Source organism: Marivirga lumbricoides (assembly GCF_014636295.1).
Lineage (GTDB): Bacteria > Bacteroidota > Bacteroidia > Cytophagales > Cyclobacteriaceae > Marivirga > Marivirga lumbricoides.
Genome location: NZ_BMEC01000002.1, coordinates 93,826 through 112,223, shown reverse-complemented (window position 1 = coordinate 112,223; position 18,398 = coordinate 93,826). Strand labels below are relative to the sequence as shown.

15 protein-coding genes and 1 pseudogene are annotated in these 18,398 nt (G+C 36.6%); 10 read left to right on the top strand and 6 right to left on the bottom strand.

Going from position 1 to position 18,398, the window contains the following annotated elements; all coding sequences use genetic code 11:
• Positions 1-19: 19 nt before the first annotated feature.
• Positions 20-1,459, bottom strand: a complete 1,440-nt coding sequence (locus IEV85_RS03150) for a response regulator (RefSeq protein ID WP_188460349.1) — start codon at positions 1,457-1,459, stop codon at positions 20-22.
• 65 nt (positions 1,460-1,524) lie between these two features.
• On the opposite strand from IEV85_RS03150, the pseudogene IEV85_RS25035 reads away from it, so the two are divergent.
• From IEV85_RS25035 to IEV85_RS03135, 4 genes and pseudogenes are all read left to right on the top strand, one after another.
• Positions 1,525-1,842: pseudogene (locus IEV85_RS25035) on the top strand (response regulator); the annotation flags it as partial.
• A gap of 63 nt (positions 1,843-1,905) precedes the next feature.
• Entirely contained in the window at positions 1,906-2,145 is a 240-nt protein-coding gene (locus tag IEV85_RS25030) for a response regulator transcription factor (RefSeq protein WP_345259315.1), read from the top strand.
• Between the two features lie 91 nt (positions 2,146-2,236).
• Positions 2,237-4,495, top strand: coding sequence for a patatin-like phospholipase family protein (locus tag IEV85_RS03140; RefSeq protein WP_188460348.1), 2,259 nt, complete (start codon positions 2,237-2,239; stop codon positions 4,493-4,495).
• 356 nt (positions 4,496-4,851) lie between these two features.
• Positions 4,852-6,165, top strand: coding sequence for an APC family permease (locus IEV85_RS03135; protein ID WP_188460347.1), 1,314 nt, complete (start codon positions 4,852-4,854; stop codon positions 6,163-6,165).
• Positions 6,166-6,562: 397 nt separating this feature from the next.
• Here IEV85_RS03135 and IEV85_RS03130 read toward each other — a convergent pair whose 3' ends face one another.
• The 5 genes from IEV85_RS03130 to IEV85_RS03110 all read right to left on the bottom strand — a co-directional run bounded on the left by IEV85_RS03130 (position 6,563) and on the right by IEV85_RS03110 (position 11,595).
• Positions 6,563-7,657: a mechanosensitive ion channel family protein gene (locus IEV85_RS03130; RefSeq protein ID WP_188460346.1), complete on the bottom strand. Its 1,095-nt coding sequence runs from the start codon at positions 7,655-7,657 to the stop codon at positions 6,563-6,565.
• A gap of 73 nt (positions 7,658-7,730) precedes the next feature.
• The gene (locus IEV85_RS03125; protein WP_188460345.1) at positions 7,731-9,047 is read right to left on the bottom strand and encodes a serine hydrolase; all 1,317 of its coding nucleotides are present in this window, start codon (positions 9,045-9,047) and stop codon (positions 7,731-7,733) included.
• A gap of 172 nt (positions 9,048-9,219) precedes the next feature.
• Complete coding sequence (locus tag IEV85_RS03120) at positions 9,220-9,504, bottom strand: sll1863 family stress response protein (protein ID WP_188460344.1); 285 nt, start codon at positions 9,502-9,504, stop codon at positions 9,220-9,222.
• A gap of 150 nt (positions 9,505-9,654) precedes the next feature.
• Positions 9,655-10,272, bottom strand: coding sequence for a hypothetical protein (locus IEV85_RS03115; RefSeq protein WP_188460343.1), 618 nt, complete (start codon positions 10,270-10,272; stop codon positions 9,655-9,657).
• Positions 10,273-10,407: 135 nt separating this feature from the next.
• On the bottom strand, positions 10,408-11,595 hold the full coding sequence (locus IEV85_RS03110; RefSeq protein ID WP_188460342.1) for an acyl-CoA dehydrogenase family protein: 1,188 nt from the start codon (positions 11,593-11,595) through the stop codon (positions 10,408-10,410).
• 121 nt (positions 11,596-11,716) lie between these two features.
• Here IEV85_RS03110 and IEV85_RS03105 point away from each other — a divergent pair, with 121 nt between their 5' ends.
• The 6 genes from IEV85_RS03105 (at position 11,717) to IEV85_RS03080 (ending at position 18,381) form a co-directional block, all read left to right on the top strand.
• Positions 11,717-12,706, top strand: coding sequence for a tryptophan 2,3-dioxygenase family protein (locus tag IEV85_RS03105; protein ID WP_229712484.1), 990 nt, complete (start codon positions 11,717-11,719; stop codon positions 12,704-12,706).
• A 16-nt stretch (positions 12,707-12,722) separates the two neighbouring features.
• Complete coding sequence (locus IEV85_RS03100) at positions 12,723-14,555, top strand: toxin-antitoxin system YwqK family antitoxin (RefSeq protein WP_188460341.1); 1,833 nt, start codon at positions 12,723-12,725, stop codon at positions 14,553-14,555.
• 15 nt (positions 14,556-14,570) lie between these two features.
• Positions 14,571-16,136 (top strand): NAD(P)/FAD-dependent oxidoreductase, encoded by a 1,566-nt coding sequence (locus IEV85_RS03095; RefSeq protein ID WP_188460340.1) that lies wholly within the window; start codon positions 14,571-14,573, stop codon positions 16,134-16,136.
• 1 nt (position 16,137) lies between these two features.
• Positions 16,138-16,506 (top strand): CoA-binding protein, encoded by a 369-nt coding sequence (locus IEV85_RS03090; RefSeq protein WP_188460339.1) that lies wholly within the window; start codon positions 16,138-16,140, stop codon positions 16,504-16,506.
• A 100-nt stretch (positions 16,507-16,606) separates the two neighbouring features.
• Entirely contained in the window at positions 16,607-17,179 is a 573-nt protein-coding gene (locus IEV85_RS03085) for an NUDIX domain-containing protein (protein ID WP_229712483.1), read from the top strand.
• Between the two features lie 17 nt (positions 17,180-17,196).
• Positions 17,197-18,381 (top strand): MFS transporter, encoded by a 1,185-nt coding sequence (locus IEV85_RS03080; protein WP_188460338.1) that lies wholly within the window; start codon positions 17,197-17,199, stop codon positions 18,379-18,381.
• The last annotated feature ends 17 nt before the right edge of the window (positions 18,382-18,398 follow it).

The window sequence follows — 18,398 nt, the reverse complement described above, 5'->3', positions numbered from 1 at the left end:
TAAATGCTTTTCCTTTTTTTTATTTGAGAGTTCTCGTTTGAGGCTTTAACGGAATCTCTACATAAATTAATGTTCCTTTGCCCGGGATTGAGTCAATTACCATTTTTCCTGACAAGCTTTCTGTCCTTTTTCTCATATTAAATAAGCCCAAACTACTTGTCCCCTCATTAAGGGTTTCTTCAGTATTAAAACCCTTGCCATCATCTTCAATCATTAATTGTAATATATTATCTTGTAAAACCAGTTGAACAAAAACCTCTTCAGCTTCGGCATATTTCAAAATATTATTGAGCGACTCCTGTGTTATTCTGAAAAGGTTGTATTCAATATTCTGATTTTCCACTCGCTCTTTAAGGTTGGTATAAAATCTAAATTTGGCAGAGGTAGTGTTGTTTAACTCATCCAATAGATTTTTAACCGTTTCAATATAACCAAAATCTTCTACTGCTTTAGGAATAAGGCTGTACGCAATATTCCTTGTTTCATGCAGGCCTTTTTCAAGAAATTGAAAACCCCGCATATATTTTTCCGCCTTAGATTCCTCCATGATTTTAAATACATTGCCCACCGACTCAAAATTCATTAGTGCAATGGTAAGCGTTTGCTGTAGCCCGTCATGGATATCTCGTGCTATTCTACTTTTCTGACGGTCCTCTGCTTCTAATACTGCGGACATTATTCGTTCTTCACCCAAAACTCTTTCAGTTATATCCTGACTTACCATCATAAACCCGTACACCTCATCTTTACTCGTGAGAGGGCCTATCAAAGTGGAGTACCAATTATATTTTTGATAAAAGTCAAATCCCCGTGTAATAATATTGACGTTTTTTTTATGTTTCTGAACTTTACTCATTGCTGTTACAAAGGATTTGAGTTCATCTTCCGGTATAAAATTAGTGATGTTCTTGCCTACATCCGTTACTTTGATTCCTCCATAGCTTTTATTAATTTCCTTTATAACACCTTGTGTGTCCGTTTGAATGATTTGAGCAGGAACATTCTCAGAAATTAATTTATATTTTTCTAAAGTCTGTTGAAGCTGTTTATGGTAATAATTTTTCTGGCGCACAGCCTTTGCCATTAGGTAGGCATTGTCTATATCCAGTTTGAGGGCTTCAAAGTTGTGCGTCTTTTCGTGAAACCGGTAAATGTCGACCTGATTGATTGCCTGAAGCATTACATCCTGGTTAACCACTCCTGTAAGCAATATTCTCCCTACTTCGGGTTGAATGGTTTTAATTTTGCTCAAAAACTCAATACCGTCCATCGTAGGCATAATCTGGTCGGTTAAAATCACATCAACCTCATTCTTCTTTAAATAATCTATAGCCTTTATTGGATTATCCTCACCAATTACCTCGTATTTGTCTTCCAGATGGGCCGTCACTAAAATGATATTAATTTCATCATCATCCAGATAAAATACTTTTGGCTTTTGTCCTGCTGCGTTTAGCATAATTAATTACTTTTATATTATAAAGTTATTATTATATTTCGGAATGATAAAGGTTACTTGTTGATGATCATCGTTTAATAAGAGACGGTATCAGATTCTACCTGGAATCAGAGGATAATATTGCTATTGCCGGTGAGGCGTCTAATGGCAAAGAGGGACTTATTTTTCTGGAGAAGAACCCGGGAGAGGTAGATTTGGTACTTACGGATATTAGTATGCCGGAAATGAATGGTGTGGATTTTACTATTGCAATTCAAAAGCATTATCCTCAGGTAAAAGTGCTGGCGCTTACCATGATTAAAGATAGCCAATATGTAAAACAGATGTTACAGGCAGGGGCTTCAGGATATTTGCTGAAAAATGCCCGTGAAAAGGAAATCAAAGAAGCAATAAAAACTATTATAAGCGGAGGAACCTACTATGCACAGGAGGCCACTCAGGCTATAATGGATTTTATGAGTAAAAAGAAACAAAATCATGAATTAGTATCTATCTCGACCCGGGAAAAAGAGGTGCTAAGACTGATTATTGATGAGTTAAGCAATCAGGAGATAGCAGATAAATTATTTATAAGTATTCGGACAGTAGAGGCTCATAAGCGCAATTTGTTGGAAAAGACGAATTCTAAAACTTTAGCAGGCCTTGTAAAGTATGCCATTAATAACTTCATTTTTGAAGATTTATGAAATTTGTGACTATCATTTTTATATTTACTATCGATACTATCAGCTCTTTTATAAATAGAATTTCTCCTGTTTTTAAATGAAAAATAAGTTTTTGAAATTTTTCAACTCTTTTCCTATTCAGCTGGTAGTTGTTCATCTCAAGAAAAATCAATTACTGCTTCTGTGTTGGCTTCTGCTATTTTTGATAATAAATGGGGCTTTTGCTAAGGGGTTAGGTATACCCTACCTCTTTCTTTCACCTGAGTATTTAAATGAAGTAAGCTTTTTCAGTTTTTTATTGGTTGGCCTAACTTTAGGTGGCTTAATGGTAGCTTTTAATATTGCATCCTATATTTTAGATGGTGCCAAATTTCCATTTTTGGGTACTATTTCTAAACCCTTTACAAGCTTTTCGCTTAATAACTCTATTATTCCGGTGGCTTTTTTGATCAATTATCTGGTCAATATTATTCATTATCAGATGGTTTATGAGTTTATGAGTTTCACGGAAGCCACGCTTTTATCTGTGGCTTTGCCAATAGGTGTTATTCTTTCAATAATGATTTTACAGCTGTATTTTTGGTTTACCAACAAAGATCTGAGGGATATTCTGGCAGAGAGGGTGGAGCGAAGAATTAAAAAGCTAAAAGTTGCCAGAATTGCTGCTGTTAAGCGACACAAAGATTTAAAAACCAAAAAGCTTTCAGTTTCTGGTTATATAGATTACAAGTTTAGGTGGCGGAATATCAATCTGGACAATAGCGACAGGTATAGTATTATAGTCACCCGGATTTTCAATCAAAATCATTTAAATACAGTAGTTGCAGAGCTTTTTATTTTCGGGTTAATACTTTTTTTGGGAGTTTTCAGAGAGTATGCTGTTTTTCAGATACCTGCAGCGGCCAGTGCTGTCCTTTTCCTTACCATCATTATTATGTTTATTGGAGCCATTACCTACTGGTTCAGGGGTTGGGCTATCTCAGTAACCATTTTATTCTTTTTTATTATTAATATATTAGTTACCCAGGATTTCCTTAGTAAAGAACATTATGCCTATGGGCTGAATTACTCAACGAAACCTTTTGCCTATACTTTGGAAAATATACGATCCCTCAACAGTAAAGAGAATATTGAAAAGGATAAGAAAACTACTATAGGAATTTTAGAGAAATGGAGGAGTAAGTTTGATCATCCGCCTAAGCTCATTCTACTTACTGCCAGTGGAGGCGGGCAAAGGGCTGCCTATTGGACGATGAATGCACTGCAACATTTAGATAGCATGAGTGGGGGAGAAGTTTTTAAACATTCTGTTAGTATTTCAGGTGCCTCAGGGGGATTAATAGGCGCGGCTTATTATCGTGAATTAAAATACCTTCAGCAGACTGACTCCAGCATAAGCCCTTATGAGAAAAAATACCTTGATAATATTGGAAAGGAAGCTTTGAACCCTATCATTTTCAGTTTACTCACGAATGATATTTTTATCCGATATCAAAATTTTAGTTATGGAAAATATTCTTACCCTAAAGACAGGGGCTATGCGTTTGAGCAGAAACTCAATAAAAACACGGAAGGTATTCTAGATAAACGCATAATTGATTACCGTGATAAAGAGTTGAATGCAGAAATTCCCATGCTGTTTTTAGCCCCTACTAGTGTGAACGATGGTAGAAAGCTGTATATCACTCCCCATTCAGTGAGCTATATGGCTGAAAACTCCTCCGATTCTGATTCTTCCAATTCGATGTTGCAAAGCAGGAGCATAGATTTTTTGAGAACATTTGAAGAACAGGATGCGCAAAACCTTAGCTTTCTTACAGCTTTACGAATGAGTGCTTCTTTCCCATATATTACCCCTAATGTGAATTTGCCCAGTGAACCCAAAATGGAAATTATGGATGCAGGATTAGCAGATAATTTTGGAATCAGTGATGCTGTTCTTTTTCTCCATACTTTTCAGGATTGGATACAGCAAAATACATCGGGTGTTATTATTCTATCTATCAGAGACTCCAAAAAATCTGCCATTATAGCCGAAAAGGAGAACCTGTCCATTACAGGAAAAGTATTTACACCTATTACCAACATTTACAACAACTGGTCTAATATTCAGGATGTTAGGAATGATCTGCTGATAGAATATGCCAAACAATGGTTTCCTGGAGAGTTAGCTAATTATGTAATTGCCTATGATGCCGGGATGGAAATAAATAATGGCAAAGAATCCGGTTTACAGCATATTGAAGAACGTGCTTCACTTAACTGGCGGCTTACGGGAAGAGAAAAATTTAACATCAGAAATGCGATTTGGGCAGAAGAAAACCAGGAGGTAATCAGGGTGCTAAATCAGGAATTAAATAAAGCCTATTAACCTGAGTTCAACTTTAAACTTGCTTTATATCTCATTAGAACGTTCCCTCTTAAGCGGAATTATATTTGAAAAAAAGGAAAAATTAACTTGTGCCGACCCATCGGTAACTGCAATCTCATTGTATTTTAAAAGAAGATATGCCGATGAGTCGGCACAGGCAGCATAAATCAAGACTTTTTAAAAATACTGAAAACTAAAGAAAGACGCAATCAAACTTTCATTATTTTTGAGTTGTGCAACAGGCACAATGGCTGCTATGAAATCATAGCGCCCTGGGGGATGCCAGGACACCATACGCGGTACCTTCTGGGTAATTGCTGGAAATGTTGATTTAAAATGTTGTCAAAAGAGAACTCATGAAAAAAAATAAAAATTTAAGCTTAATTGAGGTTGTAGCCATGGCAGTTGGCACAATGATAGGTGCAAGTATTTTTTCAATCTTTGGTTTAGGAGCTAAAATTGCTGGTAATGACTTACCTGAAGCATTTATTCTTTCCGGTATTTATGCGCTGGTAGTTGCCTATTCCTATGCCATTTTAGGTAGTAAAATTATTTCTAACGCAGGTCCAATTGCCTTCATTCTGAAAGGACTAGGAGATAGCCTTGTAACAGGTGCCTTAAGTATTCTGATGTGGTTAACTTATGTGATCTCAATCTCACTTTTCGTGAAAGGTTTTGCAGGCTACCTGTTACCATTTATTCATATAGAATCAACACCTTTAACCATTGGAATTGTTGAAGTAATCGTGATCGCATTCTTTACAGCACTTAATTTTTTTGGGAGTAAGGCAGTGGGGAAGGCGGAATTTTATATTGTACTGGTTAAACTATCAATTTTGTTAGTGTTTATACTGGGTGGTTTTATGACGATCAATTGGGGAATGGCAAAGCCAGGTTTCAATGCAGAGCATACGAGCGGCTTGTTGAATGCTTCTATTATCTTTTTCCTTTCTTATATGGGGTTCGGACTCATTACCAATGCATCAGAAAACATTAAAAATCCCAAAAAGAATGTTCCGCGAGCCATATTCATAAGCATCCTATTCGTAATGGTTTTCTATATCTTAATTTCACTTGTGACCATTGGAAATTTACCCTTAGCAGATATTGTCAAAGCACAAGAAAATGCATTAGCAATTGCAGCAAAACCCTTCTTGGGGAATTTTGGTTTTATTCTAATTACAATTGGAGCTTTATTCTCTATTTCATCTGCATTAAATGCGACCATTTTTGGTGGTGCCAATATTGCCTATTCCTTAGCAAAGGATGGTGAATTACCCGAATTTTTTGAAAGGAAGATTTGGTTTAAATCAAAAGAAGGCTTGTACATTACCGCTGGTTTAGGACTTCTCTTTGCTCTGTTTTTTGATTTAGGAGCGATCGCCTCCATTACAAGCACAGTATTTACGGTTATTTATGTATTTGTCTTGATTTCGCATTTAAAATTACAAAAAGAATACGGAGGGAAAAGAATACTTCTTGTCATTAACTTGATCATTCTCTCAATTATTTTCATTGCACTCATGAAATATCAATGGGACACACAAAGAAGTGCTTTTTACGGTAGTATCTTCACCTTTATTGCAGCCTTTATTGTGGAATACTTTTATAGAAAATATGGGAAACGTAAAATGAAAGACAATAAAGATAGCACATACCCACAACAATAAAAATAGTGCATTTGGCAAATAGGGCTAAATATTAAGGAAGTACCAATGAATATGTATAGTGGTAAATTGAAAGTTTGAAGCATTTCCATCCCAAAGACCCATATTCTAAACATTATGGGTAATTAGCGTATTGTAATGGGGTTGATTAGATATTCCACTTATCAAGATTATCAAAGAGCCTACAATGGAGCTTGCTTTTTAAGTACAGAAGATAGTCCTGAATTAGTTTCTATGTATGAAAACATGATAAGCATTCAAATCTTTAATAATCGACCTCAGGTTATTAAGCAATTACACAAGAATCAATGATATATCTCCGAAAGTCACCAACAAATGATCACCCATTGTGGAATCTAATTTTAGAATCCACATAAAATAGATTTCAGGTGCTTTCAGTTTAGGTGAGTGGTTCTTTACCTTTTGGTGAAAGCTTGCTTTCAGCATTTAAGTTAACTCTTGTTTTGGGTAAAGATTCAGGGTAGTTTTCCTGAATAAATACTAACATCTTTTCTCTGATAAAGCATCTTAAGTCCCACGCTGTAGGAGAGTTTTTGGCAGTCATCAATAATCGTATTTGCATCGCTTTCTCAGTGCAATCTACTACCTGAAGTACCTGAGCCTTTCTATCCCACAGCGGTGTTTCTTCTAAAAAGCTTTCAAAAGCACTTCTTAATGCATCAATAGGTACGCTATAGTCTGTATAAAGAAATACTGAGCCTAAAATGTCAGCAGAATTTCTTGTCCAGTTCTGGAAAGGAGTATCCGTAAAATAAGTGATAGGCACAACCAATCTCCTTAAGTCCCATATTTTTATCACTACATAAGTCAGGTTTATCTCTTCTATCCAGCCCCATTCATTTTCAACTATTACTGCATCATCAATTTTTATTGGCTGCGTAAAAGCTATCTGGAAACCTGCCAATAAATTTCCTATTGTTTTTTGAGCGGCAAAGCCGATGATAATCCCTGCCACTCCTGCAGAAGTAAGTATGGTAGCGCCATATTTTCTTACTCCATCAAACTGTAAAAGGATTAGACTGATGGCAACAACAATCATTATTACAATTACAATTTTTCTGATAAAAGTAATTTGAGTAACCACCTCACGTGCTTTAATATTATTTTCTTCTTCAACATTATATTTTTGAAACAATACGTCCTGAATGAAATAAATTAACCTTATCGTGATAATGGTAAATGAAACCATAATGGTGATTTCCAATCCTTTGCTAATTATGTTTAACCAAAGTTCTGAAAAGCCAATTGTTGGCAGATATGTTAGAATGATAAAAGCGGGAATAAATAGGAATATGCTTCCTTTAAACCTATTTGCCAGTTTTTTTACAAGTGCTTTGTCACTTTTATCATTGGTCTTTAGAAGGAGTTTAAAAAATAGATAACGTATCAGCAAGCCTATTCCAAATGAAATAAGTACTAAAAAAATAAATTGAAGAACAGCCGATTTGTTCCAGTTTTCTATAAATGATATCATAATTCTTTAGTGTTGGCACTTTGTAGCTATTGCTGATTTAACTGCTGGAAGAAAACATTCTACAACAGATTTTCTATTTTTCTTTAGTTAAAATGAAGACTTTATTCATTTGTTCCAGTTGAAGTTCCTCTTCCTCCGGATTAAAAGTTATTTTAAGGCCGGCAGCATCAAATTTGAATACTTTTTTTGTTTCAGCAGTTAAAGGAAATGAAGGCTGGCCGGTAGCCTGAGCCATTAGCTGATTTCCTTCAGCTGAAATGGTAATTTTAAGAGGGAAGCTTTCGGAAGAATAGATTCCAGTAAGTGCTTCTAATTCTTCTGCACTGACTTCTACTGCTTTAAATGAAGGTATTTTGTATGGAATGTTAAAATAAATTGAAAGCATCCCAATGAGTATACTGTTGATAGGGTAAGCTACAGCATTATGTAAAATTGTAAAACTTATGTTTTCTTCAGGAAAGTAGACGCTTACCGACTGAAATCCATCTATGCCTCCATTATGACCTAAAGCCATTTTATTTCCGAATGGAATAGGAAATAAGCCGATTCCTACATTGTTTTCAAGTTGCTTCATTTTTTGTAAGGAGCTATCTGAAACTATTTTACCTGAAAATAGAGCATTAAAAAACTTACTGAGTTGTTCTGCATTGGAAACAACAGCCCCTGCCCCCATAGGTATGCCTGTGTAGGTTTCCGGAAGCTTTTCCCATTGTTTCTGTTTTTGGTAGGAATACGCTTCACCAGCTTTAGCATTAATGCTATGTCCGAATTTGATTTTATCCAGTTTGAGCGGCCTGGTGATTTTATCTGTTAAAATTTGCTCATAAGGCTTTTTGTAAATGTCTTCCAGGATGTAGGAGAGCAACACATAACCTGTGTTGGAGTATTCTAATTTTTCACCCGGTGCGAAATTAAATCCTCCTGTCATTAATTTTCTAAGTACCTCTTCCTTACTCAGAGGCTCATTCATATAGGACGCATATTCCGGAGAATTAGTAAAATTATACAAACCGCTTTGGTGCCGGAGTAAATGCTCAATGGTAATTTTTTTACTATTAGGGAATTGAGGGTAAAAGTTTGCCAATGGGTCATCAAGCTTCACACTACCATCCTCTACTGCAAGCATCACTAAGGTAGCAGTAAAAGTCTTAGAGATTGACCCTATTCTATAGATTGTCTTGGCTTCTGCCTTTTTTTGCTTTTCGAAATCACTATACCCGTATGATTTATTGTAAATTAACTCACTGTTTTTTAGTATAGCTACACTGCCCATTCCCTGATCTTCCCGTTCAATAGCATTAAATAGGCTATCCATCTTTTGTCGGTTGAATTGCTGAGAAAATGATGTAAGTGAAAAAAAGAGTAGGAATAAAAAAAGGGGCAGTTTCATTGATAGTTGGTTTAAAAATGAATGGTTAGTTAAAAATAAGGCAAAAAAATAGCACATACAAGAGTATGATGCTTAAAGAGGGGTATTCAAAAGCCACTTTTGTTTAAAGAATCAAATTCTGGTTGGGGTATAAAAAAACCGGCATTGGGGGTGCCGGTTTGTAATTCTGAATTTAAATTTTCTTCTTAACTTTATTAACATGATCGGAAAATGCATTAGCAGAGGTAAAAAAAGCTTTGCTTAGTTCTTCTAAAGTTGTATCGCCAAAATGTTCCATCTCATCATATTTAGCTCGCAGCTCTTTTTCTCTTTCGTCTAATTCTTTAATGTTGTCCTCTATTTCCTTTTTTCTTTCTGCCTGAGCATTTCGTGCTTCTGCTTTTAGGATTTCATATTCACTTAATACTTCATCTATTTTCTGCTTACTTTGCTTTTTAGTTATTTCGTGTTTTTCCATTCTTATATGTTTTTAGGATAATATCTTTTTCATTTCATACTTTTAAAAATGATTTCAGTAAAGTAGAAAGAATTGAGATACTTTTTTAATAGGTTATTTATCGTAAAAAATGTGAATTAGTTGCTTTTAATTTAAGTCTGGAACTATTTATCAGTTATAGCTGCTACTTAAAATGATAAAAACAGCTACGTTAAATGCTACTCCAAAAACCAATCCTCTACCTACTCTTCCCCACTTTTTCAACTTGGCTTTTTTCATGTAAGCATCGTAGTATACAGGGTTTTCCAGTAGTTCTTTTTCAGGAATGAGCACAGCAATATTGGGCGTAACAATTCCTGAAATTAGCCCTGCGGCTAATCCTACCGGCAAAAAGATGATCGTTCCACCAAAAGTAGTCCAGAATGGCCATTTTTTGTTATAATTAAAATCTGCATCTAGGGTGCCTTTATAAGCGAGGTTCAAGCCTGGCTCCACAGAGGAAGCGGGTCTTTTATTGGATGCTGAAGGACTTTTTTGCAGGAAAAACTCATCTCTTCCATCTTCATAGGTGATTTTAAGCACATCATCTTTTGCAATTACATAATCAGGCCCTTCTAAGTTTTCAAATTTTTTATAGGTAATATCAGAGATACCTATAACAATTACCTTTGAAGAAATTTTTTCACCATTATTTAAAACTATAATATCCTGAGAAAATAGTTTGTGGTGGCTTGCTACTACTATTAAAAATAAAGCAAGCATTACCTGCATTTGTTTCTTTGCTCTCATGTGTTTATTTGGTCATTAATTGTTACATCAAATCTATGCCTTTTTCGGTATTTAAGTCCTCTCTTTCAGTCTTTTAGCAATTGGTTAAAAGCCTCAAAAATTCATATTGATTTCATGTCATTAAAATACAAATAATTATTCGAATGCAGCTATACCCGTAATTTCTTTTCCTAAAATAAGCAGGTGAATATCATGAGTGCCTTCGTAAGTAACAACAGATTCCAAATTAGCCATATGTCGCATCATAGGGTAGTCTCCTGTAATGCCCATTCCACCATGTATTTGTCTTGCCTCCCTGGCAATGTTGAGTGCAACTTCTACGGCATTTCTTTTAGCTAAGGAAATTTGTGCAGTAGTAGCTTTTCCCTGATTAAATAGTTGCGCTAAGCGATAATTTAATAATTGTGATTTAGTAATTTCGGTGAGCATCTCAGCCAGCTTTTTCTGAATCAGTTGAAATGACCCTATGGGTTTTCCGAACTGAATACGCTCCAGGGAATAATTTTTAGCCGAATCATAGCAATCCATGGCAGCACCGATAGCTCCCCAGGCTATTCCAAACCTGGCAGAATCAAGGCATTGCATTGGAGCTCCTAGGCCTGATTTACCCTCTAAAAGATTTTCTTTTGGTACTTTTACGTTATCAAAAACTAACTCCCCTGTGGTACTTGCTCTTAATGACCACTTTCCGTGTGTTTCAGGTGTAGTGAAACCTTCCATGCCTCTTTCCACAATTAATCCGTGAATCCTACCTTCTTCATTCTTAGCCCAAACTACAGCCACGTTACATTTTGGAGAATTAGAAATCCACATTTTGGATCCGTTCAGCAAGTAGTGATCTCCTTTGTCTTTAAAATTGGTGGTCATGCCACCAGGGTTAGAACCATGGTCCGGCTCAGTTAAACCAAAGGAGCCCAGCCACTCACCGGAAGCCAGCTTAGGTAAATATTTTTTTCTTTGAGCCTCATTACCAAACTTATATATAGGATACATCACCAGCGACCCTTGCACAGAGGCTGTAGAACGCATGCCTGAATCACCTCTTTCTATTTCCTGCATTATTAAGCCATAGGAGATATAATCTAAACCACCACCACCATATTCCTGTGGTATAGTAGGACCAAATGCACCTACATCACCAAATTTTTTCACAATTTCATAAGGGAAATGTGCTTTTTGTGCCCACTCTTCTATGTTCGGACTAATTTCTTTCTTCACGAAATCACGAACAGACTGGCGGATCAGAAGATGCTCTTCCGTCAACAGTTCATCCAATACATAAAAGTCAGGAGATTCAAAGCGGTCATTTGAAGGTGTAGTCATATAGAATTGGTTTATATTTTTGTAATTTTGTATTCTGTTTCGAACATCACAAATTTAAGAGGATTTTTTTGTAATCCATTACTATATATAATAGAACAAGCAACCCAAAAGTTTTGAAAAAGTGAACAAAGACCAACTCTGCGAAAACCTGGAAAAATTAAACGAGAAATATCAATCTATGGGACAGGATGCCTCTTCTTACCTGGATGGTTTGCTCCTCTCCAACTATACTAATTACTGGGATTATATTAATGTAGATACACTCCTCACTTTACAAAAAACAAAGACTGACTTCCCGGATGAGTTAATTTTCGTAATGTACCATCAGATTACAGAATTATACTTTAAACTTTGTCTTCATGAAATAGAACAGGTGGCAGGTAATGGAAAAATCGTTACTAATAGCGGAGAAGATAGAGGCTGGAATGAAGAACTCAATCCTGATTACTTCATTGCACGAATGGAACGTATGGTGAGGTACTTTGAAGCACTGACTAAATCTTTTGAAATCATGGTACAGGGAATGGAAAAAGAACAGTTCCAGCGGTTTAGAATGGCCCTTTTACCTGCAAGTGGATTTCAATCGGCACAATATAGGTTAATTGAGTTTTCATCTACTCCTATTACTAATCTGGTGCAAAAAGATAAAAGAGAAGCTTTACAAAATGCCTCATTAGAAGAACAATATGAAAAGGTTTATTGGAAACAAGGTGCTACAGAGCTGGAAACAGGCAAGAAAACACTTACTTTAGAACAGTTTGAAAGGAAATACCAACCGGAATTTATTTCCCGGATCAAACGATTTGAAAATTGTAATCTCTGGAGAAAGTATCAGGAGCTACAGAAAGCAGATCAGGAAAATGAAAAGTTAATTGAAGTATTAAGAAATTTTGATTTGCAAGTGAACGTTTTCTGGCCATTAGTGCATTATAAGTCCGCAGTACGTTATTTGCATTCTAAAGAATCAGATATAGAGGCTACAGGAGGTACCAACTGGCAGAAATACCTTCCTCCCAGATTTCAAAAGAGAATATTTTTTCCTGATTTATGGTCAGAAGAGGAGAAAGAAGAGTGGGGAAAGGGTTGGGTAATGGAGCAAATAGTAGGATGAAATCACTCATGTAGATATGAGAATTAATTTAGTAGTTATCTTTTGTTTTTTATCAGTTCAGCTCTTAGCTCAAAGTAAAGAGGTAAGGGTTTACTATGATGATGAAAGAGAAATGCTGCAGGAAAAGTATTTCGTTAAAGATATGGATCCCAGTGTTTTATATGGTGACTATGAGTCCTACTACATGTCCGGTCAATTGAAGAGTAAAGGGCAGTATATTGATGATGAATCCTATGGTCAGTGGGCTTACTATTATGAAAATGGGGGGCTTAAAATGAAGGGGCAACTCAAGAATAATTCCAATCACGGACTATGGTCCTATTACTACGAAAATGGAAAATTAAGTATGGAGGGCCACATTTATAATGGGCTCCGTGAGGGAGATTGGGTATATTATTATGAGACAGGAGTAGTCAAAAACCAGGGTGCTTATATAAATGATGTAAAGAATGGGCTTTGGTCATATTATTATGAAGGCGGTACATTAAAGGGGCAGGCTATTTATGATAAAGGAGATGGATTCTACAAGGAGTTCTACCCTGATGGAGCTCTAAAGCTGGAAGGTTTTATCAAAAATGAAAAGAGCGATAGTCTGTGGAAAAGTTATTATGAAACAGGGGAATTAAAGTCCAAAGGGTTTTATCTGGAAGGAGAAAAAGAAGGTAAATGGACTTATTATTATAAAGACGGTGGTGTGTCTGGTGAAGGAGATTATGTAGATAATTTAAGCCATGGCAAGTGGGTGTATTATTATGAAAATGGTTCTGTAAAAGCTGAAGGGGCAGAGCGGGGAGGTAAGAAAGAAGGATTCTGGAAGCTTTATTACGATGATGGCGTATTGAAGGGTGAAGGAATATATGAGGCGGGAACAGGTAACTACAAAGAGTTTTATGAGAACGGTAAACTTAAGCTAAAAGGGCAAATAGTTTCCGGTAAAAACCAGGGGCAGTGGGTTTACTATTACGAAACAGGTGAAATAGAAGGGACTGCCAGTTTTAAAGATGATCTGGGAGAATATACTGGTTATTACAAGAATGGAACTGTTAAGATGGCCGGCACTATAGAAGACGGAAAAAAGGTGGGAACCTGGGAGCTTTTTGATGAAGAAGGAAAACTTGCAGGTTATTACAAACCTGTTTATGAGGAGTATGAACCAATCTTAAGGCAAGCAAAAAATAATTCAGGTAAAAACCAGAGTACAAAGTATAATAAGCCGGACTATAAATTCCGATCAAAAGGAGCCTCCTACTTTCAACCGAAGAATTCAGATTTTCCTACTATTATTTTGCAGGTAAACCCCTTTAATATGCTTTTTGGTGATTTGCAAACTTCCATTGAGTATAACATACAGCAAAGAATTGGTTACGAATTATTGTTTCATACATTCAGAAATCCATTTTTCTCCCGGTCACTTAACTTAAAAATAGGGGAGGACTTTTTTGAAGGATTTGGTTTTAGTTTAAGGCAGCGCTTCTACCATAAAGATTCCAAATTAGGAGTGCCTTATTTTGGGCATTCGGTTTCTTATACTAATATCAGCCATTTTAAAGCGTATGAAGCAAATACCAATGGAGCAGAGATGAAAGCAAAATTAGATGCCCATGGTATTCGGTATGGCTTATTGGTGGGTAGCAGAATTTTACAAAATCTTAATGATAGTGGCTTCACATTTGATATTAATGCAGGCATTAATTTCAGTTATTACTTTTATAATAATGAAGAAAATACAATAGGGCAACCGGAAATATTTCAGAATTTAAAGGAGGAAAGGTTTAAGCTCCAGCCAATTGTAGGACTCTCCTTTGGTTATGTTTTCAGGTTGAAAAAAGTTAACACGCTCAATCCCTAATTAAGAATACATTTTATGTACATAAAGGAAATCATTTTATCTCCTGAACAGGCTTTTGATGAAGTTCATGCTTTAGATCATATAAGAAATGTTTTAAACCTGAAGAGTGATGCAGCCGTGAGAATCCATAAGCGATCTATTGATGCACGCTCTAAGCAGGTGAAGGTACGTATGCAAGTTGAAGTGTTTGGCAATGAGCCTGTTCCTCCCAGGGTTAAATATGCTGTTGAAAAGCTACCTGATGTCAATGGTGCAAGAAGAGCTGTGGTAATAGGAGCGGGCCCTGCAGGTTTGTTCGCAGCTTTGCGGCTAATTGAACTGGGCTGGAAACCTGTACTGTTAGAGAGAGGCAAGGATGTGAGAGCCAGAAGGAGGGATTTAGCTGATATTAACAAAAAGCACATTGTAAATGGAGAGAGTAATTACTGTTTTGGAGAAGGTGGTGCCGGGACATATTCAGACGGTAAATTATATACCAGATCAAAAAAGAGGGGAGATATCTATCGGATACTTGAAATTTTGGTGGCACATGGGGCTTCAGAAGATATTATGATTGATGCGCATCCACACATTGGAACCAATAAACTTCCAAAAATTATACAGAATATCCGTGAAACCATTATCGATAAAGGCGGAGAAGTTCATTTTAATACAAAAGTCACGGAGTTTATAGTATCCGGTAATGAGCTAAAAGCTGTAAAGGCAGAAAGTGGAGAACTCTTTGAGGGCGAATCTTTTATTCTTGCTACAGGGCATTCAGCCAGAGATATTTTCGAAAAACTGCATCAGGCAAATATTACTATAGAGGCCAAACCTTTTGCACTTGGGGTACGGGTGGAGCATCCTCAGCAAACTATTGATAAAATTCAATATAAATGTGATGACAGAGGCAATTACCTGCCTGCTTCATCTTATGCATTAGTCCACCAAACTCATTATAAAGGGAAGCAAAGAGGTGTATTTTCTTTTTGTATGTGCCCGGGTGGTTTTATAGTTCCCTCAGCCACGGCAGAAGGTGAAGTAGTGGTAAACGGAATGAGCCCTTCCAGAAGAGACTCAAGGTATGCCAATTCAGGAATAGTAGTTGCTATTGAACTGGAGGATATGGAAGCATACGAACAATACGGACCTTTAAAGGGCTTGAAATTACAAAAAGCTATAGAAAAGAAAGCCTGGGAAATGGGAGGGAAAACACAAACAGCACCTGCGCAGAGGTTAATAGATTTCACGAAAGATAAACGGAGTACAGATTTGGCAGAAACTTCATATCAGCCTGGTTTGCTTTCCGTTGATATGAAGGAAGTATTACCTGATTTTATTCACAACAGGTTAAAAGATGCATTTATTTCTTTTGGTAAAAAAATGAAGGGCTATCTCACTAATGATGCACAAATTGTTGGGGTTGAAAGCAGAACTTCTTCACCGGTTCGTATCCCGAGAGACAAAATATCGTTGGAACATATAAGCACCAAAAGACTTTTCCCTTGTGGAGAAGGAGCCGGGTATGCAGGTGGAATAGTTTCTGCGGCAATGGATGGAGAAAGGTGTGCGGAACAGATTGTAGCATTATACCAGGAATAAAATGAGCAAGAAAACATTAATTGTAGGAGCCACAAATAACCCCTCAAGATATGCTTATCTGGCAGCAGAAAGATTAACCGGAGCAGGGCACGAAATTGAACTGGCAGGAATCAAGAAAGGATCAGTTTTAGGACAACAGATTCAGGATATAAAGACTTTTCCCGTTTTGAAAGACATTGATACCATAACGCTATATATTGGGCCTCAGCATCAACCAGAGTATTATGATTATTTAATAGGATTGAAGCCTAAGCGGATTATTTTTAACCCTGGCACAGAAAACCCTGAATTTGCTGAAAAAGCGGCTGAAAAAGGTATTGAAACCGAATTCGCATGTACCTTAGTAATGATTGGTAGCGGGGTTTATTAAACAGATAAGGATTGAATATTATTTAGTTACTCTTTTGAATGTTAGCGTAAATTTCTGACTTTTAAGCCAGGATTGCATTTCTCTTTTTAGCTTAAATAAAATGTCTGATAAAAATTCAATGAATACCAACCCCTGGAAAACCACCAGCTCAGAAGTTAAATATGAAAATCCCTGGATCAAAGTAGAAGAAGATCAGGTGATTAACCCAGCAGGAGGAAATGGTATTTATGGAAAGGTACATTTCAAAAATATTGCAGTTGGCGTTGTACCAATTGACGAACAGGGAAATACGTGGTTGGTAGGTCAGTTTCGCTATCCTCTTAACCAATATTCCTGGGAAATTCCGGAGGGTGGCAGTCCATATGGTGAAGAAGTTTTAGCCACCGCAAAACGAGAGCTCAAAGAAGAAACAGGCTTTACAGCTGAAAAATGGGAGCATTTACTGACAATGCATTTAAGCAATTCCGTTTCCGATGAGGTAGGACATGTTTTTGTTGCCACTAATTTAAAGGCAGGAGCAACAGAATTTGAAGATACTGAAGACCTTTCTATCAAGAAAATTCCTCTAAAGGAAGCAGTAGAAATGGTGATGAAGGGAGAAATTACCGATTCGTTAAGCGTTGCTGCTTTGCTTAAGATAGATAAGTTGATGAAGGAAGGTGATTTTATTTGATATTTTATTCGTTGGTAGTGAAACAACAAAACCTTATTAACAGATCATTTGTAGCACTTAGTATAAGTGCTTTTTTATTTTTTGCGAGTTTTAATATGATCATTCCTGAGCTACCGGATTACCTCACCAGCCTGGGTGGTGCAGAATATAAAGGCTTGATTATTGGACTATTTACCATCACAGCTGGGTTATCCAGACCCTTTAGTGGAAAGCTGGCGGATAAAGTAGGCAGGCTGCCGGTGATGATTTTCGGTGCAATAGTTTGCTTTGTAGCAGGGTTAAGCTATCCTTTTGTAACATCCGTCATTGCTTTTTTTGTGCTTCGTTTGCTTCACGGATTTTCCACAGGTTTTACCCCTACAGGCAACTCTGCTTATGTAGCAGACATTGTTCCTTTCAACAGAAGGGGAGAAGCTATGGGGATTATAGGTGTGGCAATATCTGTGGGGACTGCAACAGGAAATGCATTAGGCGGTTATTTGGGAAGCATGTACCCGGTAGACTATGTTTTTTATGCCTCTGCTTTAACAGCAGTGTTGAGTATTATAATTGTGGCAGGGATGAAAGAAACATTAGCAGATAAGGTACAATTCCAGTTTAGCATGCTGAAGCTAAAAAGAGATGAAATTATTGAAAAGCGCGTGATGGTACCTGCAGTTTTTATGTCATTAAGCGTGTTTTCTTTTGGCCTGGTACTTACAATAATGCCGGATTATTCCAGGCATTTAGGCATTAGCAACAAAGGCTTATTTTTTGCAGTTTTTGTACTAGCTTCACTGCTTGTCAGAATTTTAGCGGGTAAAATCTCAGATAAAATAGGCCGTATTAAGGTGTTAAAAGTTTCTTCTTTTCTATTGGGTTGCGCTATGATACTTATTGCCTATTCTAATTCACTTTATACGTTGATAGGAGCAGGTATCATTTTTGGTTTGGCAGTAGGTATGAACTCACCTACGGTTTTTGCGTGGGCAATTGATTTAACCGATGACAGAAAGAGGGGCAAAGCATTAGCCACCCTTTATATATTCCTTGAAATTGGAATTGGTATGGGAGCTTTTATTTCAGGATGGGTGTATAGCAACAATGCTGATAACTTCAAACTTACTTTTTTTACGGGAGCGCTATTAGCTTTCAGTTCTTTTATTTTTTTAAATGTAATTTCTCCTAAGTTTTACCAGCTGAGTAAAGTAGAGAATACCTGATTTTAGTTTTGTGTAAA